Here is a 24,603-nt window from a genome sequence, read left to right as displayed (position 1 = left end):
CCATGCTAGAAACCGTCATCAAGCGCGATCGCGACATGGGCACGCCGGCGCGCGTGTCCGAAAAGACCGTCACCCTGACCATCGACGGCCAGGAGATCACCGTCCCCGAAGGCACGTCGCTGATGCGCGCGGCCGCGGATGCGGGCATCAACATCCCCAAGCTCTGCGCCACCGACAGCCTTGAACCTTTCGGCTCCTGCCGCCTGTGCCTGGTGCAGATCGAAGGCCGCCGCGGCTATCCGGCGTCCTGTACGACGCCCGCCGAGAACGGCATGGTGGTCTTTACCGAAACCCCCAAGCTGCACGACCTGCGGCGCGGCGTGATGGAACTGTACATTTCGGACCATCCGCTCGACTGCCTGACCTGTCCGGCCAACGGCGACTGCGAACTGCAGGACATGGCGGGCGTGGTGGGCCTGCGCAATGTGCGCTACGGCTACGAGGGCACCAACCACCTGAAGGCCGAAAAAGACGAATCCAACCCGTACTTCACCTTCGACGCGTCCAAATGCATCGTCTGCAACCGCTGCGTGCGCGCCTGCGAAGAAACCCAGGGCACCTTCGCGCTCACGATCTCCGGCAAGGGGTTCGATTCGCATGTGTCGGCCGGGCAGGACCAGCCCTTCCTCGATAGCGAATGCGTGTCCTGCGGCGCCTGCGTGCAGGCCTGCCCCACGTCCACCCTGCAGGAAAAGACCGTCATCATGATGGGCCAGGCCGAGCACTCGGTCGTCACCACCTGCGCCTACTGCGGCGTGGGTTGCGGCTTCAAGGCCGAAATGAAGGGCCAGGAAGTCGTGCGCATGGTCCCCTGGAAGGACGGCCAGGCCAACCGCGGCCATTCCTGCGTGAAGGGACGATTTGCCTGGGGCTACGCCACGCACAAGGAACGCGTGCTCAAGCCCATGATCCGCAAGCACATCACGGATTCCTGGAAGGAAGTGTCCTGGGACGAAGCCATCAACTACGCGGCCTCGGAGTTCCGCCGCATCCAGAGCCAGTACGGACGCGACGCGGTGGGCGGCATCACGTCCTCGCGCTGCACCAACGAAGAAACGTGGCTGGTGCAAAAGCTGGTGCGCGCCGCCTTCGGCACGAACAACGTCGACACCTGCGCGCGCGTTTGCCATTCGCCCACCGGCTACGGCCTGAAGCAGACGCTGGGCGAATCGGCGGGCACGCAGACCTTTGACTCCGTCATGCATACCGACGTGGTCATCGTCATGGGCGCCAACCCCAGCAGCGGGCACCCGGTGTTCGCCTCGCGCCTGAAGCGGCGGCTGCGCGAAGGCGCGCGGCTCATCGTCATCGATCCGCGCCGCATCGAGCTGGTCAGCTCGCCTCACATCAAGGCCGACTTCCACCTGCAGGTGCGGCCCGGCACCAACACCGCGTTGCTGTCCTCGCTGGCGCACGTCATCGACACCGAGGGCCTGATCGCCGAAGACTTTGTCGCCGAGCGCTGCGAGGAAAAGGCATTCCGGGAATGGCGCGATTTCGTCTCGCTGCCCGAGAACTCGCCGGAAGCCATGGAAGAAATCACCGGCGTGCCGGCGCAGGCGGTGCGCGGCGCGGCGCGCCTGTTTGCCACCGGCGGCAACGGCTCCATCTATTACGGCCTGGGCGTCACGGAGCACAGCCAGGGTTCGACCACCGTCATGGCGATCGCCAACCTGGCGATGGCCACCGGCAACATCGGCCGCGAAGGTGTGGGGGTCAATCCGCTGCGCGGCCAGAACAACGTGCAGGGCTCGTGCGACATGGGCTCGTTCCCGCACGAACTGCCCGGCTACCGCCACATCTCCGACAACACCGTGCGCGCGCAATTCGAAAAGGACTGGGGCGTCACGCTGCAGCCCGAGCCCGGCCTGCGCATCCCCAACATGTTCGAAGCCGCGCTGGGCGGGTCGTTCAAGGGCCTGTACTGCCAGGGCGAGGACATCGTGCAGTCCGATCCCAACACGCAGCACGTGGCGGCGTCGCTGGCGGCGATGGAGTGCATCGTCGTGCAGGACCTGTTCCTGAACGAGACCGCGAAGTACGCGCACGTGTTCCTGCCGGGTTCCTCGTTCCTGGAAAAGGACGGCACCTTCACCAATGCCGAGCGCCGCATTTCCCGGGTGCGCAAGGTGATGGAACCCAAGAACGGCAAGTCCGACTGGGAAGTGACCGTGGCGCTGTCCAACGCGCTGGGTTACCCCATGAACTACAAGCACCCGCGCGAGATCATGGAAGAGATCGCGCGGCTGACGCCCACGTTCGCCGGCGTCACGTACGACAAGCTCGACAAGCTGGGCAGCCTGCAATGGCCGTGCAACGACGACGCGCCGGACGGCACGCCCATCATGCACATCGACCAGTTCGTGCGCGGCAAGGGCCGCTTCATGATCACCAAGTACGTGCCCACCGATGAACGCAGCACGCGCCGCTTCCCGCTGCTGTTGACCACCGGCCGCATCCTGTCGCAGTACAACGTGGGCGCGCAGACCCGCCGCACGCCCAATGTCATGTGGCACGGCGAGGACGTGCTGGAAATCCATCCGCAGGACGCCGAAGACAGAGGCGTGGCCGAGGGCGACTGGGTCGGCATCCAGAGCCGCGCGGGTGAAACCGTGCTGCGCGCCACGCTGACCGACCGCGTGCAGCCGGGCGTGGTATACACCACGTTCCACTTTCCCGAGTCCGGCGCCAACGTCGTCACCACCGACAGCTCCGACTGGGCGACCAACTGCCCCGAGTACAAGGTCACGGCCGTGCAGGTGACGCGCGTGTCGCAGCCGTCGGAATGGCAGCGGCAATGGTCGCGATTTGCGGATATCCAGCAAAAGCTCCTGCGCGAACGCTCGCGCGAGTCCGAGGCGGCGCTGACCGGGAAGTAACCGACAGCCAGCACGCCAGGGATCCCATGCCTACGCCGACCACCGCCCGCCCCGACTGCACGCCGACCCAGGTCATCCGCGTGCGGTCGGGGGCCATCGCCCCCGACGCCGAGACTGACTACGTCGCCGAGGAAACGCCGGTGGCGCTGGAATACAACGGCATCAGCCACGCCACCATGCTGGCCACGCCGGCGGACCTGGAAGACTTTGCCGTGGGGTTCTCGCTGTCCGAAGGCATCATCGGCAGCGTCAGCGACGTGCGCGGCATCGACCTGCTGCCGCAATGCGGCGGCATCGTCGTGCAGCTGGAGATCTCGTCCGCCTGTGAAATGCAGCTGAAGACGCGGCGCCGCGCCATGGCCGGACGCACCGGCTGCGGCCTGTGCGGTGTCGAAACCCTGCCCGAAGTGCTGCGGCCGGTGGCCCCGGTGACCAACGGCGCACCCGTGCGCATCGAGGCCGTGCTGGCCGCCATGCGCGACATGCGCGCGCGCCAGACGCTGCACGACATCACCGGCGCCACGCACGCGGCGGGCTGGGCGGGCGCTGATGGCGCCGTCGCTCTTGTACGCGAAGACGTGGGCCGCCACAACGCGCTGGACAAGCTGGCCGGCGCGTTGGCGCGCCAGGCGGTCAACGGCAGCGACGGCATCGTCGTGGTGTCCAGCCGGGCCAGCTTCGAGATGGTGCAGAAAACCGCTGCCGCCGGCGTCGCCGTGCTGGCCTCGGTCTCCGCCCCCACCGCCCTGGCCATCCGCCTGGCCACTGACGCCAACGTGACGCTCTTGGGCTTCACGCGCGATGGCGACGCCGCCATCTACACCCACCCCGAACGCATTCTTACCTGAACCGGACGGCAGACAGCATGGAAATCGTCAACCTGATCCGCATGGCCAACCGCATCGGCCAGTTCTTCGACGCCATGCCGGACCGGCCCGAGGCGCTGGAAGGCGTCACCAATCACATTCAGAAATTCTGGGAACCGCGCATGCGCAACGAGTTGCTGGACTTCCTGGCGCGCAGCCCCGACGGCGACGCCGGCGAAGAACAGCTGCATCCGCTGGTGCTGCAGGCGGTCACCCAGCATCGCGAGCGTCTCACCCCGCTTGCGCGCGTCGCATAGCGCACCCCGGGCCGCCGCATGACGGCCCGTCCCGAAGTGGCAGGACAGCAACAGATCCATAAAAGAGGCGGCGTCTCCGGGCTTTTCCGGGCTACGCACGCTATAAAGCCGCACCCCTGAGGAGACATCATGGAAAGTAGCGCCACCCTGGACCTGCCCGGCTCAAGGCCGGGTTTTTTCGACAAAGAACGCACCATCGCGGGGCCGGGCTTCTCGCGCTGGCTGGTGCCGCCGGCCGCCCTGGCCATCCACCTGTGCATCGGCATGGCCTACGGCTTTTCCGTGTTCTGGCTGCCGTTGTCCAAGGTGGTGGGCGGCGCGAAGCCGCTGGCCTGCCCGCCGGACATGAGCCTCGTGGCCGAGCTCTTCACCACGAGCTGTGACTGGAAGATCTCGACGATGGGGTGGATGTACACCCTGTTCTTCGTGCTGCTGGGATGTTCGGCCGCGCTGTGGGGCGGCTGGCTGGAACGCGCGGGCCCGCGCAAGGCAGGCGTCGTGTCGGCGCTGTGCTGGTGCGGCGGCCTGGTCATTTCGGCCATCGGCATCTACCTGCACCAGATGTGGATGCTGTGGCTGGGGTCGGGCGTGATCGGGGGCATCGGGCTGGGGCTGGGGTATATCTCGCCGGTGAGCACGCTGATCAAGTGGTTCCCGGACCGCCGCGGCATGGCGACCGGCATGGCCATCATGGGCTTTGGCGGCGGCGCCATGATCGGCGCGCCGCTGGCCGACCTGCTGATGCGTCACTTCGCCACGCCGACCTCGCCGGGCGTCTGGCAGACATTCCTGACCATGGCGCTGGTGTACTTCATCTTCATGATGTCGGGCGCCCTGGGCTACCGCGTGCCGCCCACCGGCTGGAAACCCGCCGGCTGGACGCCGCCCGCCAAGCAGGTCAATAACGTGATGATCACGCAGCGTCACGTCCACGTGAAGCGCGTGTGGGGCGTGCCGCAGTTCTGGCTGGTCTGGTGGGCGCTGTGCCTGAACGTCACCGCGGGCATCGGCATTCTGGGGATGGCCTCGCCGCTGCTGCAAGAAGTGTTCGGCGGCGGGCTCATCGACAAGCCTGAACTGGGGTTTGGCCAGCTCGACAAGGACCAGCTCGCGGCCATCGCCGCCATTGCCGCCGGTTTCACGGGCCTGCTCAGCCTCTTCAACATCGGCGGCCGCTTCTTCTGGGCCAGCCTGTCGGACAAGCTGGGCCGCAAGATGACGTACTTCGTCTTCTTCGTGCTGGGCTTCTTTTTGTACGCCGCCATCCCCTGGACCGCGCACATCGGCGCCCTGGCGCTCTTCGTGGCGGCCTTCTGCGTCATCCTGTCGATGTACGGCGGCGGCTTTGCCACGGTCCCGGCCTACCTGGCCGACCTGTTCGGCACCCAGATGGTGGGCGCCATCCACGGCCGGCTGCTGACCGCGTGGTCGGCGGCGGGCATCTTCGGCCCGGTTCTCGTCAACTACATCCGCGAGTACCAGTTGTCCATCGGCGTGCCGCGCGCCCAGGTGTACGACATCACCATGTACATCCTGGCCGGTATGCTGGTTGTGGGCTTTTTGTGCAACCTGGCCATCCGCCCGGTCAACGCCAAGTACTTCATGACCGACGAGGAACTGGCCAAGGAAAAGGCGCTGGCGCACGAGCGCGCCGTCGCCTCCGAAACCCACGGCGTGGGCAAGTCCAACTTCCGCACGCCGCCCGCGCTGATCGCCTTTGCGTGGGCGTGCGTCGGCATCCCGCTCGCCTGGGGCATCTGGATCACGCTGCAAAAGGCCGTCGTCCTGTTCCATTGACCCCATCCTGCCGCGGCGCCGCATGCGCCGCGCGGCAGTTCCAGGGCGCGAAGCTGCTACATTGGCAGCCCGCGCCCTTATCTTTTATGTGCCATTTCCCATGATCCTGCCCTTCCCCCTTTTCCCCACCGGAGCGACCTCTTGAACGCGCCTGAACTGCATTGGGAAGAAAACGGCGTCGCCCGCTCGGCCCGCTGGCACTCGGAAACCGGCGCCACGCCGCCCAAGCGCGTCATCGTCGCCGACGACACGCTGACCGCCGACATGGCCTACCGCCACGCCTGCGAAGGCGTCGGCCTGCTGTGGCGCGGCGACTTCCAGAACGCGCGCCAGCTGTTGCAGGCCATCACGCGCCGCGTCGACAAGCGCCCGCGCAAGCCGGTCGAAACCCAGCTCGAAGCCTTCAACCAGCATCGGCAGGTCCAGTCGCAGCGCGCCCGCATCCTGGGCATGCTGCTGATTCCCTTCGATGCCGGCCACACGATCCCCCTGCGCCGCGCGCCCGACGCGCATCCGGCCTGCGAAGCCGCGAACGTGCCGGGCGATGCGCCATTCGTGGCGTCGCTGCGAGAGCTGCTGGGCCTGATCGGCGCCTATGAATGGCGCAGGAAGGGCGTGGAGATTGCCGCGCTGAACAACCGCATCCACCCGCACTACGGCGTGTTCTCGCCCGTGCGCGGCGAATACGTGGACCTGGTCGCCAACACCCCCATGCCGCGCGGCAGCGTGGCGTTTGATATCGGCACGGGCACCGGTGTTCTGGCCGCAGTGATTGCCCGCCGTGGCGGCAAGCGCGTCATCGCCACTGACACGGATGCCCGCGCCATCGCCTGCGCGCACGAGAACCTGGAACGTCTGGGCCTGTCGGGACAGGTCGAGGTCGAACAGACCGACCTGTTCCCCGAAGGCCGCGTGTCGCTGATCGTCTGCAACCCGCCGTGGCTGCCCGCGCGGCCCAGCTCGCCGCTGGAACATGCTGTGTATGACCCGGACAACCGCATGCTGCGCGGGTTTCTGAATGGATTGAAGGATCATCTGACACCGAACGGCGAAGGCTGGTTGATTCTGTCGGACCTGGCCGAGCACCTGGGGTTGCGCACGCGCGAGCAGTTGCTGGAGATGATCGAAACCGCCGGGCTGCGCGTGATCGACAAGCTGGATACGCGGCCGGTGCACGGCAAGGCGCGGGACGCGTCGGATCCGCTGTTTGCGGCGCGGTCTAAGGAAATGACGTCGCTGTGGAGATTGGGCGCAGCCGACGCCTGAAGGGCTTGAGGGTGCGGGGCTTTCGACGCCGGGCGGGAGCCCCTTTCAACCCCAGATAGCGGAAGGCCGCGACCGCGGCTTGGGCGCAGCGGGAATGGGCGGGCGTGAAAAGAAATAGCCACGCGCCGCTGATTGGCTACAATTAGCAATCATTCCCATTAGCATCTGACCAGCAGACCCGTGCCGCCCGCCCCTTTTGCGTCCTCCGCCGAATTCGTCAGTCTGTACCGCGAGCACCATGGCTGGCTTGTGCAGATGCTGCGCCGCCGGCTTGCCGGCAATGCCGACAATGCCGCCGATCTGGCGCACGACACGTTCGAACGCGTCATGCGCAGCGAGTCTCGCGCCGCGTTTGCCGAGCCGCGCGGCTTTTTGACCACGGTCGCCAAGCGTCTGCTGATCGACCAATCGCGCCGCCGGGCGATCGAACAAGCCTATCTTGAGACGCTCGCCGCGCGCAGCGAAGACGTGGCGCCCAGTCCCGAGACGCATGCGTTGGTGGTCGAGGCGCTGGATGCCGTGTGCCGCATGATGGAGCAGTTGCCGGCGCGGGTGCGCCGGGTTTTCGTGCTGGCACAGGTGGAAGGCCTGCCCTATCTGGACGTGGCGCGCGAACTGGGCATTTCGGTGGCGGCCGTGCAGCGCGACATGATCAAGGCGTGGGAACACTGCTACACGGTGCTGTACGCATGAGCGCCGCGCACACCGAGCGGGTGCATCCCGACATCATCCGGCAGGCGGCGCAGTGGATGATGCGCGCCGGCGACACCCCGGACGCCGCCACGCAGGCCGCCTGTACGCAATGGCGCGAAGCAGACGCGCGCCACGAACTGGCCTGGCAGCGCCTGCAGGGCATCAGCCAGGATCTGAAGGCTGCCACCACCGGCAACGTGTCGACCGCCGCCGCGGGGCAGACCATCCTGCGCTATTGCGACCAACGCTCGCGCCGCGGCGCCCTCAAATGGATGGCGGCCGGCGTCGGCCTGGGCGCGCTGGGCTGGATGGGCGCGCGCGAAGGGTTGTGGGACGGCAGCACGGTCTATCGCACCGCGACGGGCGAGCAGCGCGTCGTGCACCTGCCCGACGGCACCGTGCTGACCCTGAACACCGATTCGGCCGTGGCGATGCGCTATGACGCGCACCAGCGCCGCATCGAACTGCGCAGCGGCGAGATCCTGATCGCTACAGGCACCGACGACGCAGGCCGGCCTTTCGGCGTAAGAACGCCAAACGGCCTGCTGACACCGCTGGGCACGCGCTTTTCCGTGCGCCAGATGGACGACAGCCGGGGCGCCACGCACGTCGCGGTATTCGAAGGCGCCGTGCAGGTGGAGCCGGACGCGCAAGTGCAGGCGCGCCGGGTCGTGCATGCGGGCGAGCAGGCCGAGTTCGACCGCCGCAGCCTGTCGCCCGTGACCGCGGTGGACGAAACGGCGCCGGCCTGGACCGGCGGCATGCTGGTCGCGAACCGCATGCGGCTGGACCGGTTTGTGGCCGAGCTGGGCCGCTATCGCACCGGCATCGTGCGCTGCGACGCCGACGTGGCGCACCGCGAAGTCACCGGCGCGTTCCGGATCGACGACACCGACAAGGCGCTCGAGGTGCTTGCCGGCGTATTGGACCTGAGGCTGCGCTATCGCACGCGCTACTGGGTCAGCGTGGGCCGAGCATGAAGGCGCTGATTCGCGCCGATTCGTCGCCCGATTTCCCGCCCGATTTCGCCGCCCACCCACGGCGCATCCCGACTATTTTGTAACAACGCCGCAGATTTTCATTTCTGGTTCGTTAGACCAAGAGAAGGCCCCGAGGCGCCCGCGGGCCGCGCTTTTCAATCGACGAATCAGGAACCCCCAGCCATGGCACGACGCCATTCCCCTTCTCCCATCGCCTTGTCATCGTCCCCGCGCATGCGCTTGCGCCTTGCCGTCCACCTTGCCCTGACGGCGGCCGCCACATTCGCCGTCCCCGCCGCGTCGTGGGCGCAGGCCGCGTCGTCCGGCGAAGTCGCCTTTGCCATCGCACCCACCACGCTGGATGTGGCGCTGGGCCAGTTCGGCGTGGCCGCCAAGGTCACAGTGGCCGCTTCGCCCGCCCTGACGCGCGGCGTGCAGACGCAAGGCTTGTCGGGCCGGTACACGGCGGAACAGGGCCTGTCCCGGTTGCTGGCCGGCACCGGCCTGCAGGCGGTCCCCAACGCCAACGGCGAGGGTTATCACCTGCGGCGCATCCCGCAGGACACGCCGGGCGTGTCCACGCTGGCGCCGGTGACGGTGACCGGCATGACCAACGATCCCGTCACCGAAGGCACCGGCAGCTACACCAGCCGTGTCGTCACCATCGGCAAGGGCCGCCAGACGCTGAAGGAAATTCCCCAGTCGGTCACCGTTGTGACCCGCCAGCGCATGGACGACCAGAACGCCAACACGCTGGACGAGGTGCTGGCCAACAGCACCGGCATGACGCTCTACAAGAGCCCGATGGGCGGCAGCTACGTGTATTCGCGCGGCTTTCGCGTGGACAGCTACCAGTTCGACGGCGTGAACCGCGCCTTCTACTATCCCCAGGCCGACAGCTTCACCACCGAAACCGTGACGCTGGACCGCGTGGAGATCATCCGCGGCGCCACCGGGCTGCTGCAAGGCGCCGGCTCGCCAAGCGCGGCCGTCAACCTGGTGCGCAAGCGCCCGCTGGCCGAGACCCAGGTGCAGATGCTGGCCAGCGGCGGCTCGTGGAACAACTATCGCGCCGACATCGACGCCAGCGCGCCGCTCAACGAAGCCGGCACGCTGCGCGCCCGCGGCGTGGCCAGCTACAACGACCGCGAATACTTCTACGACAGCGCGAAAAGCCGCACCGGCGTGCTGTACGGCGTGCTGAGCTATGACTTCACACCGGACACCACCCTGACCGGCGGCGTCAGCTACGAGGAACTGCGCTCCACGCCCTTCTTCCACGGCCTGCCGCATTACAGCAACGGCGACGACATCGGTTTGAAGCGGTCAACCTCGCTGGGCCAGGACTGGAACCGCTGGAACGGCAAGCAGACCACCGTCTTTGCCGAGCTGGCGCATCGCTTCAACAAGGACTGGTCGCTCAAGCTGACCGGCACGTCCACCCAGGAATCCAACGATTCGAAGTACGCGTTCACGGAAGGCGCCGTAAATCCCGTGACCGGCCTGGGGCCCATGCTGTACGCGGGCCTGTTCGACATGTCCACGCACAACAAGGCGTTGAACCTGGATGTGGACGGCGCCTTCGAGGCGCTGGGCCGCAAGCACTCGGTGACCTTCGGCGCCAGCATCAACGAACTGACCAGCAAAAACGATTTCGCGCTGAACCGCCTGAACCGCGCCGTGAACGTGTGGAGCCCGGATCACCATGTGCCGGAACCCACCGACGACTGGATGCGCGAGAACGCCTACCGCAGCGCCGCGACCATCGTGAAGATGAAGCAGACCGGCGTGTACGGCGTCGGCCGCTTCAGCCTGGCCGACCCGCTGACGCTGGTGGCCGGCGCGCGGGTGAGCTGGTACGAGAACACCAGCCGCTACCGCGACAGCGGCGAGCAGTACGTCGATCCCTACAAGGACAACGGCGTCGTCACGCCCTATGGCGGCCTGATCTACGCGTTCAATCCGCAGTGGTCCGGTTATGTCAGCTACGCGCAGATCTTCGAACCGCAGAACGCGGTGGACGCATCGGGCAAGGTGCTGGACCCCATCGTGGGCAAGAACTACGAGATCGGCCTGAAGGGCGAACTGATGGATGGGCGCCTGAACACGTCCATCGCGCTCTTCCGCGTCGATCAGAAGAACCGCGCGCAAGAGGATCTGACCAGCGTGTGCTCGACGGGCGACATCTGCTACCTGGCGAGCGGCAAGGTGCGCAGCCAGGGTCTGGACGCCGAGATCAGCGGCGAAGTGGCCCCGGGCTGGCAACTGTTTGCGGGCTACACGTTCAACACGCTGAAGTTCCTGGACGACACCTCGGTCACCAACACCAACTTCGCGCGCACCGTTACGCCCAAGCACATCCTGCGCCTGTGGTCCGACTACCGGCTGCCGGGTGAATTGTCGGCATGGTCGCTGGGCGGCGGCGTGAACTACCAGACGGGCAGCTACACGGAAACGCGCTCGGTGCGGGTCTCGCAGGGGTCTTACGCGGTGTGGAATGCGCGCGTCGCGTACCAGATCAACAAGAACTGGTCGGCGGCGTTGAATGTGAACAACATCTTCGACAAGACCTACTACCAGACCATCGGCGCGCCGGGCTGGGGCAGCTTCTATGGCGATCCGCGCAACGCGACGCTGACGGTCCGCGGCACGTTCTGACGCGGGACCGGAAAGGCGCGCGGCGCGCTGGCCATCGCCAGGCCGGCGCCGCGCGCCGCGTCAATTCAAGACGTGCGGCGTCAACTGAAGACGTGCAGCGCGCCCAACGCCAGAATCAACGCAGGCGGCATTACCAAGACGCCCAGCCGCAGAAAGCTCAGCGCGCTGATGTGCATGCCTTCGCGGCGGACGGCCAGCAGCCACAGCAAGGTGGCGAGCGAGCCGCTGACCGACAGATTGGGACCCAGGTCGATACCGATCAGCAGCGCGGCATTAGCCGTGCTGGACAGGTCGGCCATGCGCGCCAGCGTGCCCGCCATCAACCCCGCGGGCAGATTGTTGATGACGTTGCCCGACAGCGCGGCGCCCACGCCGCCAGCCCAAAGCGCGGCGTCCGCAGACAGGCCGCGCATCAGGTCCGCCAGATCCTGCAGCACGCCGCTGGCGGCCATGCCTTCGACCAATACGAACAGCCCGGCCACCAGGGGCAGCACGCCCCACGCGACACCCTTGATGAGCCGCAGCGGCCCCGACCGCGTCACCGCCAGCACCAGCGCCGCCGACACGCAGCCGGCGATCAGCGTCGGCAAGCCCAGGCGATGGCCGAGCGCCGACGTGATCAGCAGCGTCCCCGCCGTGATGGCCACGCCCAGCGCGGCCATGCGTAGCGGCCATGTCATGGGCGGCAACGGCGGCGAAGCTTTCAACGGCTGTCGCAGATCATCCCGAAACACCAGCCGAAGCGTCACGTATGTGGAGCCGATGGCCAAGACGGAAGGCAGCGCAAAGTGCGCCAGCCATGGCCCCAGCGCGGGCATGCGGTCGCCGAACACGACCAGATTGGCCGGATTGGAGATCGGCAGGACGAAGCTGGCCGCGTTGGCGATGAAGGCGCAGACGTACAGGTACGGCAACGGCGGCGCGCCGACCACCCGCGCCACCGCATAGACGGCGGGCGTCAGCACGACCGCGGTGGCATCGTTGGACAGCAGCACGGTGACCGCCGTGCCCACCAGGAACACCAGATCGAAGAGCCGCCGGGCGGACCCGGCCGCGTGATCGGCAGCCGCCACCGCCACCCAGTCGAACAGGCCTGCCTGCCGGGCGACCTCGGCCACCAGCATCATGCCGATCAGGAACAGATAGACGTCGGTGCCTTCCAGAATGGCGCTGCCCGCCTTGGCGGCCGGCAGCAAGCCCAGCGCCACCAGCGCGACCGCGCCGGCGGTGGCCCAAACGTACTCGGGGAGCCGCCACGGACGAAAAAGGATGGCCATGGTGGTCGCGGCGGCAATCAACCAGATCACGGCGTTGGATAGCGACATGCTTTCAGAAGAGGATCAAGGAAGGGAATTGGAAGCCGACGCGGCGGTCGCCGGAGCGGCCACGCGCGTTTCCGGCAACACCAGCAAGGTCATGCAAGCCAGGCCGGCAATGCCTGCCAGCGCCAGAAACGCTGCACTGTAACCCGCGTGCTGCACGATCAGGCCGGCGAGCCCGTTGCTGAGCGCCGCGCCGATACCGAACACCGTGGTGACGGCGCCCAGGCTGGCGTTGAACCGGCCGCTGCCCTGGGTCAGGTCCAGCACCATCAGGGGCAGGACAGCGCCGAAGATGCCCGCGCCGATGCCGTCGAGCAACTGCACGCCCACCAGCCACGCCGTGTCATCCGAAAACGTGTAGAGCACGCCGCGCAGCGGCAGGATGAGGAAACCGAACAGCAGCAGCGGTTTGCGCCCCCACTGGTCCGCATAGCGCCCCACGGCCATGGCGGCGGGAATCATGACGAACTGCGCGGCGACGATGCAGACCGCCGTCAGCGGCGTGGCGAGCGCGGGGTTCGCCAGGGCAAGCTTCTGCCCGACCAGCGGCAGCATGGCCGCGTTGGCCAGGTGGAACAGCGCGCAGCTCAGCGCCAGCAGCACGAGCGGCCGGTTGGACAGCAACTGGCGCAGCGGCACGGGCTGCGCATGCGCGGCGGCATCGTGGCCGGGCTCCAACCCGCGCGCCTTGTCCAGATCGATATGCGCGGGAAGACGCATCGTGGCGGCCAGGCTGGCCAGCGCCATCGCCGCCATCAGGTAGAACACCGCGACCGGCCCCCACACATACGCCAGCCCGCCCGCGAGCAGCGCCGCGAAACCGTTGCCCGCGTGGTTGAACGACTCGTTGCGCGCGATGCGTGCCGTGAAGGCGTGCGCAGTGGTCAGTCCCAAGGTGATGCCCGCAATTGCGGGCGCGAACACCGATGACGCGACGCCTGCCACCGCCTGCGTCAGCGTGACCCAGACAAAGTTCGGGCTGGCCAGGACCGCCATGCACGCCACCGTCACGAGCACGGCGGCGGCGATCAGCAACGCGCGCTTGTTGGAGGCGCGGTCCACCAGCGCGCCGGCCGGCGTCTGGGCTGCCAGCGCCGCCAGCCCGGATATCGTCATGACGAGCCCGATGCTGTCAGGGCGCCAGTGATGGACGGCAAGCAGATAGATGGCGAGATAGGGGCCAAGCCCGTCCCGCACATCGGCCACGAAGAAGTTCAGCCAATCGAGAGGACGCGTTGCGGGCGATGGAGAGTGCAAGGCAGACGTGGAAAGCGTGGATGTCGATCGGTGTCGGCCTGAAATCGGCGCGAGGCTTGCCTCGATGTGCCGGATTCGCCGGGGCCGCGCCAGGCATGCGCCAGCGTTCGGATGGCGCATCTTAGATCACAACGATCCGAGCGTCAGCGACAATGCGCTACAGCGGCGCGGCGTTCAACGCCCTGTCAGTTTCAGGTCTGCAATGAGGCGTCATGCGCCGGCAGGTTGCACCCCGCGCCTCACTTCGCTTGGGGGCTGGCCGTACGCGCGCAGGAACGCCCGCCGCATGCGATTGCGGTCCGCGAAGCCGGTATCGCGCGCCACGACATCCAGGGAATGCCGCCCTTCTTCCAGCATCGCGCGGGCCGCTTCCAGCCGCAGCAGTTCCACCACCTTGGCGGGGGAATGCCCGGTCTCGTCACGGAACACCCGGCTGAACTGGCGTGGGGACAAGCTGGCCGCCTCGGCCAGTTCCTCCACTGTCAACGGATTGCGCAGATGCTCCTTGGCATAGACCAGCGCCCGTTGCACGCGGTCGGAGCGCGGTTCCAGTTCGAGCAAGGCGGAGAACTGCGATTGGCCGCCCGGCCTGCGGTGATAGACCACCAGCCGGCGCGCGACGTCGCGGGCCAGTGCCGCGCCGTGGTCGTCTTCGATCAAGGCAAGCGCCAGGTCGATGGCGGCCGACATGCCGGCCGACGTCCAGATGTTGCCGTCGCGCACGAAGATGCGGTCAGGGTCGACGCGCACTTCGGGAAAGCGTTCCTGCAGGCTGCGTGCATGTGCCCAGTGGGTCGTGGCGGTGCGGCCGTTCAACAGGCCGGCCTGCGCGAGGACGAACGCGCCCGTGCAGACGCCTGCGACACGGCGCGCTTCGGTGGCGGCGCGCGCCACGTAGCGGGCAAGGCCGGGCGAGATTGGCCCTGGCATCAGTTCGCCCGCCACGATCAGGGTGTCAGGCATCACGCCGAGAGCAACCGTCTCGATGCCGGCGTTCATGGTGGACCGGATGAGGCCGCCGCCTTCCGACAGGATGGTGACGCGGTAGCCGTCGCGGTCCAAGGCGATGTTGGCGAATTCGAATGCCGCCAGCGCAGCCAGGCCCATCACCTGGAAACCGTCTTCGAGAATGAGGCCGATCTGGCGCATGTTTAAAACCCGTGTCTGTAAATGACGCGTACAGGCTATTGAAGCCATTGGCGATAGTCAACGGAAATTCGCGTCCTCCTCCAGAAAGACGCACCTATCCGCCGGATTTTGCGCACCCATCCTGTCGACTCCGGCAGGACATGGAAAAGCCAATGTCCTAAAACGACGCTTTATTGGCATTTGAGACAAACTCGAACTGCCTCATAGTGACCACACCGCGATCTGAAACGAACCCAGACGCTTACAACCGACCGAGGCACCGACATGCAACTGACCCAAAACACCATCTTCATCACCGGCGGCACTTCCGGCATCGGCCGCGCGCTGGCCGTTGCTTTCCACGACCTGGGCAACAAGGTCATCATCGCCGGCCGCCGGCAGGCGCTGCTGGACGAAATCGCCGCGGCGCATCCGGGCATCGAAGGCATCCAGCTCGACATCTCAGACGCTCAGGACATCGACCGCGTCGCCAAGACCCTGATCGCCAAGTACCCGTCGCTGAACGTGCTGATCAACAATGCGGGCATCATGCCGTTCGATGACCCGTCGGCCACGATCGACGACGCCGTGTCGCAGCAGATCCTGGAAACGAACCTGCTGGGTCCGATCCGCCTCACGTCCGCCTTGATCGGTCATTTGAAGGCGCAGCCTCGCGCGACGATCATCCATAACACGTCGATCCTTGCCTACGTGCCGATCGCCTCGAACGCCGTCTATTCCGCATCCAAGGCCGCACTGCATTCGTACGCGTTGTCGCAGCGGTTCATGCTGCGCGACACCAACGTGACGGTCCAGGAAATCGCGCCGCCGTGGGTCGACACGGACCTCATCAAGAAAAGCGGCGATCCGCGCGCCATGCCGCTGGATGCGTTCATCGCCGAGACGATGCAGAAGCTGGCGACGGACGCGCCCGAGGTGCTGGTCGACGCCATCCGCGATCTGCGCGACAACCCCGGCTCGAACGAGCATGGGTTCGTGAATGCCTTCAATCAAAGCCTGGTCGACAATCCGATCCCGGTCTGAGGCAACGAAAACGCGGCGCCCTGCGGGCGCCGTCTCACTTTGGATAGACGTCATGACAACGAACGCTGACACGGCAGGCGCGGCGCCTGCCCGTGCATCCACGGCGGCAAGCGGTGACGCCGGACTGCTGCCCGCCGGCTTCCTGGCGCTGGGCACCTTCGCCATCGGCACGGAAGGCTTCATGATTGCGCCGCTGCTGCCGACGATGGCGGCGGACTTCGGGATGACCGTGCCGCAGATGGCATCGCTCATCGTGGTATTCACGCTGACGCTGGCGTTGAGTTCGCCGGTCATGACGGTCCTGACCGCGCGCTGGAATCGCCGCGCCGCCCTGCAGCTTGCCATGGGGTTGTTTGCGCTGGGCAACGTGCTGGCGGCCTGGTCTCCCGCTTTCTGGACATTGATGGCGGCGCGTGTCGTCATGGCGGTGGCGGCGGGCTTGTATGTGCCCAACGCCAACGCCCTGGCAGGCGTGATCGTGGCGCCCGAGCGGCGAGGCAAGGCGCTGGCCGTCGTCAGCGCCGGCATGACGCTGGCGATCGCGCTCGGCCTGCCGCTGGGCGCGGTGACCGGTCACTTCTTCGGCTGGCGCGCCACGTTTTCGATTGTCGCGGTGATGAGCCTTGTGGCCATCGCCGGCGTCCGGGCCGGCATCGCAGCGGACGCGGGCGCCGGAATTCCGGTGGCGACGCTTCGGCAACGGCTTGCCGTCGTGCGACAACCGGCGATTGTCCGGCTGCTGTCGGTCAGCCTGTTCTGGGCGATCGGGGCGTTCACGGCCTACCCTTTTCTCGCGCCATATCTGGCGAGCGTGCTGGGGTTTGGCGAGACCGGCATCAGCGCGACGGTATCCCTCTGGGGCGTTGCGGCCGCGCTTGGCGTGACGACGGGCGGCGCCTTGTCCGACAGGCTGGGCGCGAACCGCGTCGTGCGCATGTCGCTGACCGTGCTGGGGCTGGCGTTCCTGGGCTTGTCACTGGCGACGGCGCTGGCCGCATCGAACGCCTTGGCGCCCGTGCTGTGCGCCGTGTTCCTGTGGGGCTTTACCGTCTGGTCGTTCTTTCCCGCACAAATGGCCCGCCTCATCGGGGCCGGTTCGCCGGGACAGGCGCCGGTGGCGCTGGCGCTGAACACGTCGACCATGTACTTCGGTTTTTCGGTCGGCAGCGCGCTGGGCGCCGCGATCCTGGGCGCGGGCGCGATTTGGGGCATCGGACTCGCGGCCGCGATCGCGCAGGCAGCCGCGTTCGGACTGGACCGGCGCGTCCGGACGCAGGGCTAGTTGCGCCCCCGCCCTGTCCTACGCCCGCCCCGCCGCCACGTTGACGCTGATCGCGATGATGAACACGTTGAAGAAGAACGCGATGACGCCATGCGTCATCGCCATCCGCCGCAGCCGCCGGTTGACGATCTGCACGTCCGACACCTGGAACGTCATGCCCAGCACCAGCGAGAAATACGCGAAGTCCCAGTAGTCGGGGTCGTCCGTACCCGGAAAATCCAGGCCCTTGCGCATGGCGTTCTTATGGCCGTAGTACCCGTGGGCATAGTGCAGCGCGAAGATCATGTTCATGTAAAGCCACGACAGCACGATGGTCACGGCGGCGGCCAGCGTGTCCACCAGGGCGCCGACGCTGCTTTGCGCATGCAGCTCCACCCACAACGCGACCAGCACCATGCAGGACAGCGCGACGCTGCTCCACAGGACGCCGGTGCGGCCCACATCGTGCTGGCGGGCGTGCAGGCGCATGGAAGCGGCGCTGGTGCGGCTGAACACGCGCACGGTCAGGATCAGGAAGACCAGAGCCCCGGCGTCAAAGCCGAGCAGGAGGGCGAGGCTGGGCGTCAGGCCGGCGGCGTATAGCCCGCCCGCGACGACGAGCAGCAGGCCGGCGCACAGCATCAGCCGGCGATGGGCGTCGAAGAACGGCAGCGGCTCGGCAATCGACGCCGCGCCGGCGCCGGCATCGCGGGGTGTGTCTTGCTCGGCGCGGTCATCCCGGGCGCTGCGGCCCCGGGCGCTTTCATCTGAAGCGTTTTCGTCTGAAGCGTTCTCGTCTGAAGCGTTTTCGTCTGTGAGCGGCTGCATGGCGGGCTCCTGTCCGCAGTGCGCACCCGTGGCGCGTATCGCGCGCCGGGCTCGCAAGAGTCCCCTACGCTAACTGATACCAAGCAAACCGGCCAGCGCGCCCGCGAAAAGCAGCCACAGCGGGTGAATCCGCGTGACGCTGCCCAGGATCGCCACGATGGCGGCGATGGCGCCCAGCAACCACGTATGGACAGACGCCTCGGTGATGAGCGAGGCGCTGGCCGCGACCAGGCCGACGGTCATCGGGAAGATGCCCGCCTGAATGACCCCGCGCCAAGGGCGGTCCTTGAATCTTTCCCACAGGCCCAGCGCGATGACGGTGATGATCGACGACGGGCCGAATTTGGCGATGGTCGTGGCAAGCACGCCCGGCAATCCCGCGACGTGCCAGCCGACCAGCGTGACGACCATCAGATTGGGCCCCGGCGCGGCCTGGCCCAGCGCGAAGAGCGCGGAAAAGTCGGCGGCGGTCATCCAGCCGTGCACTTCCACGACCTGGCGCTGCATCTCGGGCAGGATGGTGTTGCCGCCGCCGAAGGCCAGCACGGACAGCTGGGTGAAGATCAGGACGAGCGCGATCAGTGTGTGGATCATCGACGTTGCCTCCAGACCATCAGGATGCTGAGCGGCGTCAGGACCGCCATGGTGGGCAGCAACGGAATGCGCAACACGGCTATCGCAATGAAACAGGCGGTGGCGACCACGCCCGCCAGCCAGTCGCGGCGCTTGATGACCGGCATGCCGATCTTCACCGCCATCGAGATCAGCAACCCGGCCGCGGCGGCGGCCAGACCGGCGAACAGGTGCTGGATGTCGGGATCGTTCTGGAACCGGTCGTAGACCATGCCCAGCATGATGACGATGATGGACGGCGCCAGGATCAGGCCCATCAGCGCGGCAAAGGTGCCGCGCGGACCGCGGAATTTCATGCCCAGGGCGACGGACAGGTTGATGATGTTGCCGCCCGGCAGGAATTGGCACAGGCCCAGCAATTCGGTGAATTCGGCGCCGGTCAGCCAGCGGTGCTTTTCGACGACCATGCGCCGGGCCAGGGGCAACGCGCCGCCAAAGGCGGTCAGGCCCAGCACGAGGAATCCGTAGAACAACTGGCCGCAAGTAGGGGGAGGCCGTACGCCGGCCTCGTCAATGGGAAGTGCTGCGTTCATCTTTTTGGTGGCCGGCGCAAGCCCAGCGATGGGAACTGGCGGGGGGCCGCGCCAGAGGTGGATAACGAACTTGCAGCGTACGCTTCGCCTTGAATAATGTCTAATATATGACAAGTTCAAAACTCATATCGAACACATATGGCAAGCGTAGATTTACGGCTCCTGCGTTATTTCCTGGCGGTCGCCGAGGAATCCCACCTGACCAAGGCTGCCGCCCGGCTCGGCATTCGCCAGCCCCCACTCAGCCAGCAGATCCGGGTGCTGGAGGCCGAGTTGGGCGTGCCCCTGTTCCACCGCCTGCCGCGCGGCATGGAACTCACGGAAAGCGGCCGCGCGCTGCTGGACGACGCGCGCAACATCATCGCGATGGTGGACCAGGCCGTGGACGGTGTGCGGCGGGTGTCGCAGGGCGAGGCGGGCCGCTTGACGGTGGGGTTCACGGGGTCGGCGGCATTTCATCCGTTCGTGCCGTCGGTCATCCGCCGTTTCCGCGAAAGCGCGCCGCACGTGCATCTGGTGCTGGAAGAAAGCAGCACCGGGGAACTGCGCGAGGCCGTGGCCGAAGGACGCATCGATGTCGCCTTCATCCGCGGCGCGCACGCGGACCCGGGCGTGCAGATGGAAACCGTGCTTGAAGAGGCCATGCTGGCGGCCTTTCCGGCCGACCATCCCGCCGTCAAGGGCCGCACGCGCAAGCGCATCGCGCTGTCGGAACTGGCGGACGAATCGCTGATCCTGTACCGGCGTCACAGCGGCCCGGGTCTGTACGACGCGATCATTGCGGCCTGCAGTGCCGAAGGCTTCAGCCCGCGCGTCACGCAGGAAGCGCCGCGCATGCTGTCCACGCTGAGTTTTGTTGCCGCGGGGCTGGGCGTGTCGCTGGTGCCGGCGTCGCTGCGCCGCGTGAACATCGAAGGCGTGGTGTACGTCAGCGTGACGCACCCGAAAGCCCTGCGCGCGCCGCTGAACCTGATCTGGCGCGATGCGCCGCTGTCGGGCGCCGCGCGCAAGCTGATCGACGAGGCACGGCGGCAGCGGGACGCATCGCCGGCGGCGGAAAGCCAATAGACCCGCCAGTAAACCCGCCAGTAAACCCGCCCGTAAACCCGCCGGTAAACCCGCCGCTGGACCCGCCGCTGAACCCCGCCGGCAGAACGCCAGCAGGGCCCGGCGCTACACTTGCCGCCACCGCATCCTGCATAGACCAACGTCTTTCCATGCTTTCCGAATCCCCCATCGGCGTGTACGACTCTGGCGTCGGCGGGCTGAGCGTCCTGCGCGCGATCCGCGACGCGCTGCCCAACGAGTCCCTGCTCTACGTCGCCGACTCCGCGCATGTGCCCTACGGGGAAAAGACCCAGGCGTTCGTCGAGCGCCGCGCCTGCGCCATCGCCGACTACTTCGTGTCGCAGGGCGCCCGCGCCATGGTGGTGGCCTGCAATACCGCCACCGCCGCGGCGATCGCGCTGCTGCGCCAGCGTCATCCCGATCTCATCATCATCGGCGTCGAACCTGCCATCAAACCCGCCGCGCACCTGACGCACACGGGCGTGGTGGGCGTCTTTGCCACGACAGGGACGCTGGCCAGCCCCAAGTTCGCCGCGCTCGTGCAGCGCGAGGCGCCCGAGGTGCGCATCCTGCTGCGGCCCTGCCCGGAGTGGGTGCGGCTGGTGGAACAAGGGGTGGTGTCCGGCCCGAAGGCCGCGCAAGCCGTGCGCGCACCGGTGGCCGAATTGCGCGAGGCCGGCGCCGACGTGCTGGTGCTGGGCTGCACGCACTTTCCCTTTCTGCGCGACGTGATCCAGGACGCCGCCGGCCCTGGCGTGCCGCTGCTGGAAACGGGCGCGCCGGTGGCGCGCTGGCTGCGCCACCAGCTGCAGGAACGCGGCCTGCTGAGGGATCGCGGTCCGGGCGGACTGCGCTTGCAGACCACCGGCGAAGCGCCCGCGCTGGCGCAGCAGGCCAGCCTGCTGCTGGGCACCGCAATGACGGCGGAGACGGTGCCCGACGCGTGGCGGGGAACGCCCTCCCCTTGATCCGACGCATCGCCGGGGCGCCGCCGGCGGGGCGAATGTGGGATACAGTGGAACGCATGCCCCCCTACGGTTCGCAAGGAGACGCTCATGAAACGCATCCTGATTCCCGTCGACGGTTCGGAACCCGCCCTGAACGCGGTCAAGGCGCTGCTCGACGCGCGCCGCTACGATCCCGTCGAACGCGTGGACCTGCTGACAGTCCAGATTCCCTTGAAGGCCGGCGCGTTCGGCAGCGGCCTGTCGCAGGAAGAGATCGACGCCTATCACCAGGAAGAAGGCGAGGCCGCGGTTGAGTCCGCCCGCGCACTGCTGACGCAGGCCGGCGTACCGTTCGAGACCCACATCCAGGGCGGCGCGGCCGCCGAGACGATCGTACGCGTGGCCGAAGAAACCGGCGCAAACGAAATCTTCATGGGGACACGCGGCCTGGGGTCCGTGTCGGCGCTTTTCATGGGGTCGGTCGCCACGGGCGTGCTGTCCCTGACCGAACTGCCGGTCACGCTGGTCAAGTAAGGAGCTGCGATGCTGAATATCCTTGTTCCCGTCGACGGCTCCGAAAACGCCGACCGCGCCGTCGTGTACGCCCGCCGCCTCGCGCAGGGCGCCAAATCGGCGCGCATCCATCTCATCAACATCCAGACCCCGCCACGCGGACGCGCCGGGGTGTCGCGCCTGATCACGCAGGACATGATCAATGACTTCTACGCCCGCGAAGGCCGCGAAGCGTCAGAAGAGGCGCGCAAGCAGCTGGATTCGGCCGGCGTGGACTATGTCAGTCATGTGGTCTTTGGCAACGCGCCGGCGGAAATCGCGGGTTATGCGCAGGACCATGGCTGCGCGCGCATCGTCATGGGCACGCGCGGCAATGGCAAGCTGACCAACATCCTGATCGGGTCGGTCGCCAATCAGGTCGTGCAGTTGGCGCACGTGCCGGTCACGCTGGTGAAGTAGGCGCGCGTCATGCCTACCCTGCGCATCCTGCCGGCGGCCGTCCTGGGGTTGACGCTGCTCGGCGCCTGCGGCGAGGTTGCCAAGCTGCCCGTCGAAGCGGGCATGGGTCCTGATCCCCAACTGCCGCCGCCCAACACCACGCTCATTCCCACGGTGAACACGGCCAAGGCCGTGGGCTGGCAGGACGGCGCGCAGCCGACGCCCGCCGCCGGCCTAGCCGTCACCGCCTACGCCAGCGGACTGGACCATCCGCGCTGGCTGTACGTGCTGCCCAACGGCGATGTGCTGGTCGCCGAGACCAACGCCCCGCCTAAGCCCGAGGACGCGCCGGGCGGCATCAAGGCGTGGGCCACGGGGTTGGTGATGAAGCGGGCCGGCGCCAAGACCGTCAGCGCAAACCGCATCACGTTGCTGCGCGATGCCGACCACGACGGCGTCGCCGAAACGCGGACCGTCTTGCTGCAAGACCTGAATTCACCGTTCGGCATGGCGCTCGTTGGCAACCATCTTTATGTCGCGAATGCGGATGCAGTCGTGCGCTTTCCCTTTACGCCGGGGCAGACGCACATCACCGCCCCCGCCGAGAAGGTCACCGACCTGCCTGCGGACCTGAACCATCACTGGACCAAGAACCTCATCGCCAGCCCGGACGGGTCGCGGCTGTACGTGTCTGTCGGCTCGAACAGCAACGTGGGCGAAAACGGCATGGACATCGAGGAGGGCCGCGCCGCCATCTGGGAGCTGGACGTGGCCAGCGGCCAGAAGCGCCTCTTTGCAACGGGGTTGCGCAATCCGGTCGGCATGGCGTGGGGGCCGGACGGCAAGACGCTGTGGACGGCGGTCAACGAGCGCGATGAACTGGGCAGCGACCTTGTACCCGACTACATGACCTCTGTGCGCGACGGCGGCTTCTATGGCTGGCCGTACAGTTATTTCGGCCAGCACGTCGATACGCGTGTGACGCCGCCGCGGCCGGATCTCGTGGCGCAGGCCATCGTGCCCGATTACGCGCTGGGCCCGCACACCGCCTCGTTGGGCCTCGCGTGGTCGGGCGGCGCCAAGCTGCCGGCGCCCTTCGTCCACGGCATGTTCGTCGGCCAGCACGGGTCTTGGAACCGCGATCCGCGCAGCGGCTACAAAGTGATCTTCGTGCCCTTCGACCAGAACCAGCCCGCCGGTCCGGCCCTGGACGTGCTGACCGGATTTCTCAATGACGCCGGCCAGGCGCAGGGCCGTCCGGTGGGCGTGGCCATCGACGCGCAGGGCAGCCTGCTGGTGGCGGACGACGTGGGCAACGTGATCTGGCGCGTGGGGTCCAAGCCGTAGCCGTCCGCGTCCGGCGTCTTGGGCCGCACGCCCACCCGCCCCTACAATGGCCGCTCCCGAATTCCAGACTGGAGCGAGCATGAGCACGGAAAAAGTGGCGATCCTCACGGCGGCCGGCAGCGGCATGGGTGCGGCGGCGGCGCGCAAGCTGGCGGCGGACGGCTACCGCGTGGCCATCCTGTCCTCGTCCGGCAAGGGCGCGGCGCTGGCGCAGGAACTGGGCGGCCTGGGCGTCACCGGCTCAAACCGCTCGACCGAAGACCTGTCCCGCCTGGTTGAAGCCACCCTGCAGAAGTGGGGCCGCGTCGACGCGGTGGTCAACAGCGCCGGCCACGGTCCCAAGGGCCCGCTGCTGGAGATCAGCGACGACGACTGGCACCTGGGCATGGAGTTCTACCTGCTGAACGTCGTGCGCATCACCCGCCTGGTCGCGCCGGTGATGAAGCAGCAGCAGTCCGGCGCCATCGTCAACATTTCCACCTACGCCACCTTCGAGCCGGAAGCGCTGTTTCCGACGTCGGGCGTGTTCCGCGCCGGCCTGGCCGCCTTCACCAAAGTGTTCACCGACGAATACGCGCAGCACAACGTGCGCATGAACAACGTGCTGCCCGGCTTCATCGACAGCCTGCCCGAAAAGGAAGACCGCCGCGTGCGCATTCCGATGGGCCGCTACGGCACGGCGCAGGAAGTGGCGGACCTGATCGCGTTCCTGGCCTCCGATGCGTCGTCCTACATCACCGGCCAGAACATCCGCATCGACGGCGGCATCACGCGCTCCGTGTGACGCGCGCGGTATGACGCGCGCGCGACGCGTCATATCCGCCTCATCTCATGCGTTTGGTGTAGTCCCTCGTCCGAATGACGGTATTGAAGGCCCCGCCGGGCTTT

The 24,603-nt window shown here is 67.3% G+C and carries 22 protein-coding genes; 16 read left to right on the top strand and 6 right to left on the bottom strand.

Going from position 1 to position 24,603, the window contains the following annotated elements; genetic code table 11:
* Positions 1 to 2 precede the first annotated feature (2 nt).
* From fdhF to KW836_RS09625, 8 genes are all read left to right on the top strand, one after another.
* Positions 3 to 2,879, top strand: a complete 2,877-nt coding sequence (fdhF, locus tag KW836_RS09660; protein ID WP_218343099.1) for a formate dehydrogenase subunit alpha — start codon at positions 3 to 5, stop codon at positions 2,877 to 2,879.
* 26 nt (positions 2,880 to 2,905) lie between these two features.
* On the top strand, positions 2,906 to 3,727 hold the full coding sequence (fdhD, locus tag KW836_RS09655; protein ID WP_218343098.1) for a formate dehydrogenase accessory sulfurtransferase FdhD: 822 nt from the start codon (positions 2,906 to 2,908) through the stop codon (positions 3,725 to 3,727).
* A gap of 17 nt (positions 3,728 to 3,744) precedes the next feature.
* Entirely contained in the window at positions 3,745 to 4,002 is a 258-nt protein-coding gene (locus KW836_RS09650) for a formate dehydrogenase subunit delta (RefSeq protein ID WP_105240256.1), read from the top strand.
* A 129-nt stretch (positions 4,003 to 4,131) separates the two neighbouring features.
* Positions 4,132 to 5,799 (top strand): OFA family MFS transporter, encoded by a 1,668-nt coding sequence (locus KW836_RS09645; protein WP_191576062.1) that lies wholly within the window; start codon positions 4,132 to 4,134, stop codon positions 5,797 to 5,799.
* Between the two features lie 141 nt (positions 5,800 to 5,940).
* A complete protein-coding gene (locus tag KW836_RS09640) occupies positions 5,941 to 7,065 on the top strand; it encodes a class I SAM-dependent methyltransferase (protein WP_218343097.1) in 1,125 nt (374 codons plus the stop codon).
* Positions 7,066 to 7,245: 180 nt separating this feature from the next.
* Positions 7,246 to 7,758 (top strand): sigma-70 family RNA polymerase sigma factor, encoded by a 513-nt coding sequence (locus KW836_RS09635; protein ID WP_175124502.1) that lies wholly within the window; start codon positions 7,246 to 7,248, stop codon positions 7,756 to 7,758.
* Positions 7,755 to 8,738 carry a FecR domain-containing protein gene (locus KW836_RS09630; RefSeq protein ID WP_218343096.1) on the top strand — a complete coding sequence of 328 codons (984 nt, stop codon included), beginning with the start codon at positions 7,755 to 7,757 and terminating at the stop codon, positions 8,736 to 8,738. Before KW836_RS09635 ends, KW836_RS09630 begins: the two co-directional genes overlap by 4 nt.
* 183 nt (positions 8,739 to 8,921) lie before the next feature.
* Positions 8,922 to 11,396, top strand: coding sequence for a TonB-dependent receptor (locus KW836_RS09625; RefSeq protein ID WP_218343095.1), 2,475 nt, complete (start codon positions 8,922 to 8,924; stop codon positions 11,394 to 11,396).
* A gap of 80 nt (positions 11,397 to 11,476) precedes the next feature.
* On the opposite strand, the gene KW836_RS09620 is transcribed toward KW836_RS09625, so the two are convergent.
* The 3 genes from KW836_RS09620 to KW836_RS09610 form a co-directional block, all read right to left on the bottom strand.
* Positions 11,477 to 12,721 (bottom strand): arsenic transporter, encoded by a 1,245-nt coding sequence (locus tag KW836_RS09620; protein ID WP_175137741.1) that lies wholly within the window; start codon positions 12,719 to 12,721, stop codon positions 11,477 to 11,479.
* A 15-nt stretch (positions 12,722 to 12,736) separates the two neighbouring features.
* Complete coding sequence (locus KW836_RS09615) at positions 12,737 to 13,975, bottom strand: MFS transporter (protein ID WP_218343094.1); 1,239 nt, start codon at positions 13,973 to 13,975, stop codon at positions 12,737 to 12,739.
* A gap of 210 nt (positions 13,976 to 14,185) precedes the next feature.
* The gene (locus KW836_RS09610; RefSeq protein ID WP_218343093.1) at positions 14,186 to 15,124 is read right to left on the bottom strand and encodes a GlxA family transcriptional regulator; all 939 of its coding nucleotides are present in this window, start codon (positions 15,122 to 15,124) and stop codon (positions 14,186 to 14,188) included.
* Between the two features lie 264 nt (positions 15,125 to 15,388).
* Here KW836_RS09610 and KW836_RS09605 point away from each other — a divergent pair, with 264 nt between their 5' ends.
* A complete protein-coding gene (locus tag KW836_RS09605) occupies positions 15,389 to 16,147 on the top strand; it encodes an SDR family oxidoreductase (protein ID WP_218343092.1) in 759 nt (252 codons plus the stop codon).
* Positions 16,148 to 16,199: 52 nt separating this feature from the next.
* Positions 16,200 to 17,429, top strand: a complete 1,230-nt coding sequence (locus KW836_RS09600) for an MFS transporter (protein ID WP_218343091.1) — start codon at positions 16,200 to 16,202, stop codon at positions 17,427 to 17,429.
* Positions 17,430 to 17,447: 18 nt separating this feature from the next.
* Here the strand turns inward: KW836_RS09600 and KW836_RS09595 are convergent, their stop codons facing one another.
* The 3 genes from KW836_RS09595 to KW836_RS09585 form a co-directional block, all read right to left on the bottom strand.
* Positions 17,448 to 18,236 (bottom strand): DUF1345 domain-containing protein, encoded by a 789-nt coding sequence (locus tag KW836_RS09595; RefSeq protein WP_218343090.1) that lies wholly within the window; start codon positions 18,234 to 18,236, stop codon positions 17,448 to 17,450.
* A gap of 69 nt (positions 18,237 to 18,305) precedes the next feature.
* Positions 18,306 to 18,830, bottom strand: coding sequence for a chromate transporter (locus KW836_RS09590; protein WP_218343089.1), 525 nt, complete (start codon positions 18,828 to 18,830; stop codon positions 18,306 to 18,308).
* Positions 18,827 to 19,402 carry a chromate transporter gene (locus KW836_RS09585; protein ID WP_218343088.1) on the bottom strand — a complete coding sequence of 192 codons (576 nt, stop codon included), beginning with the start codon at positions 19,400 to 19,402 and terminating at the stop codon, positions 18,827 to 18,829. The genes KW836_RS09590 and KW836_RS09585 overlap by 4 nt, the downstream gene beginning before the upstream one ends.
* 138 nt (positions 19,403 to 19,540) lie before the next feature.
* On the opposite strand from KW836_RS09585, the gene KW836_RS09580 reads away from it, so the two are divergent.
* From KW836_RS09580 to KW836_RS09555, 6 genes are all read left to right on the top strand, one after another.
* Entirely contained in the window at positions 19,541 to 20,470 is a 930-nt protein-coding gene (locus KW836_RS09580; protein WP_218343087.1) for a LysR substrate-binding domain-containing protein, read from the top strand.
* A gap of 149 nt (positions 20,471 to 20,619) precedes the next feature.
* Positions 20,620 to 21,438 carry a glutamate racemase gene (gene murI, locus KW836_RS09575; RefSeq protein ID WP_218343086.1) on the top strand — a complete coding sequence of 273 codons (819 nt, stop codon included), beginning with the start codon at positions 20,620 to 20,622 and terminating at the stop codon, positions 21,436 to 21,438.
* An 87-nt stretch (positions 21,439 to 21,525) separates the two neighbouring features.
* Positions 21,526 to 21,951, top strand: a complete 426-nt coding sequence (locus KW836_RS09570; protein ID WP_218343085.1) for a universal stress protein — start codon at positions 21,526 to 21,528, stop codon at positions 21,949 to 21,951.
* A 9-nt stretch (positions 21,952 to 21,960) separates the two neighbouring features.
* Positions 21,961 to 22,389, top strand: a complete 429-nt coding sequence (locus KW836_RS09565) for a universal stress protein (RefSeq protein WP_175137734.1) — start codon at positions 21,961 to 21,963, stop codon at positions 22,387 to 22,389.
* Between the two features lie 9 nt (positions 22,390 to 22,398).
* Positions 22,399 to 23,715 (top strand): sorbosone dehydrogenase family protein, encoded by a 1,317-nt coding sequence (locus KW836_RS09560; protein WP_218343084.1) that lies wholly within the window; start codon positions 22,399 to 22,401, stop codon positions 23,713 to 23,715.
* 79 nt (positions 23,716 to 23,794) lie between these two features.
* Entirely contained in the window at positions 23,795 to 24,499 is a 705-nt protein-coding gene (locus tag KW836_RS09555) for an SDR family oxidoreductase (RefSeq protein WP_175124487.1), read from the top strand.
* Positions 24,500 to 24,603 lie beyond the last annotated feature (104 nt).

The sequence above is a fragment of the Achromobacter sp. ACM05 genome (assembly GCF_019218915.1).
GTDB classification, from domain to species: Bacteria; Pseudomonadota; Gammaproteobacteria; order Burkholderiales; family Burkholderiaceae_B; genus Achromobacter; species Achromobacter animicus.
Note: the sequence above shows the minus strand (reverse complement) of the source record. Positions and strands in the feature narration are given on the sequence as shown.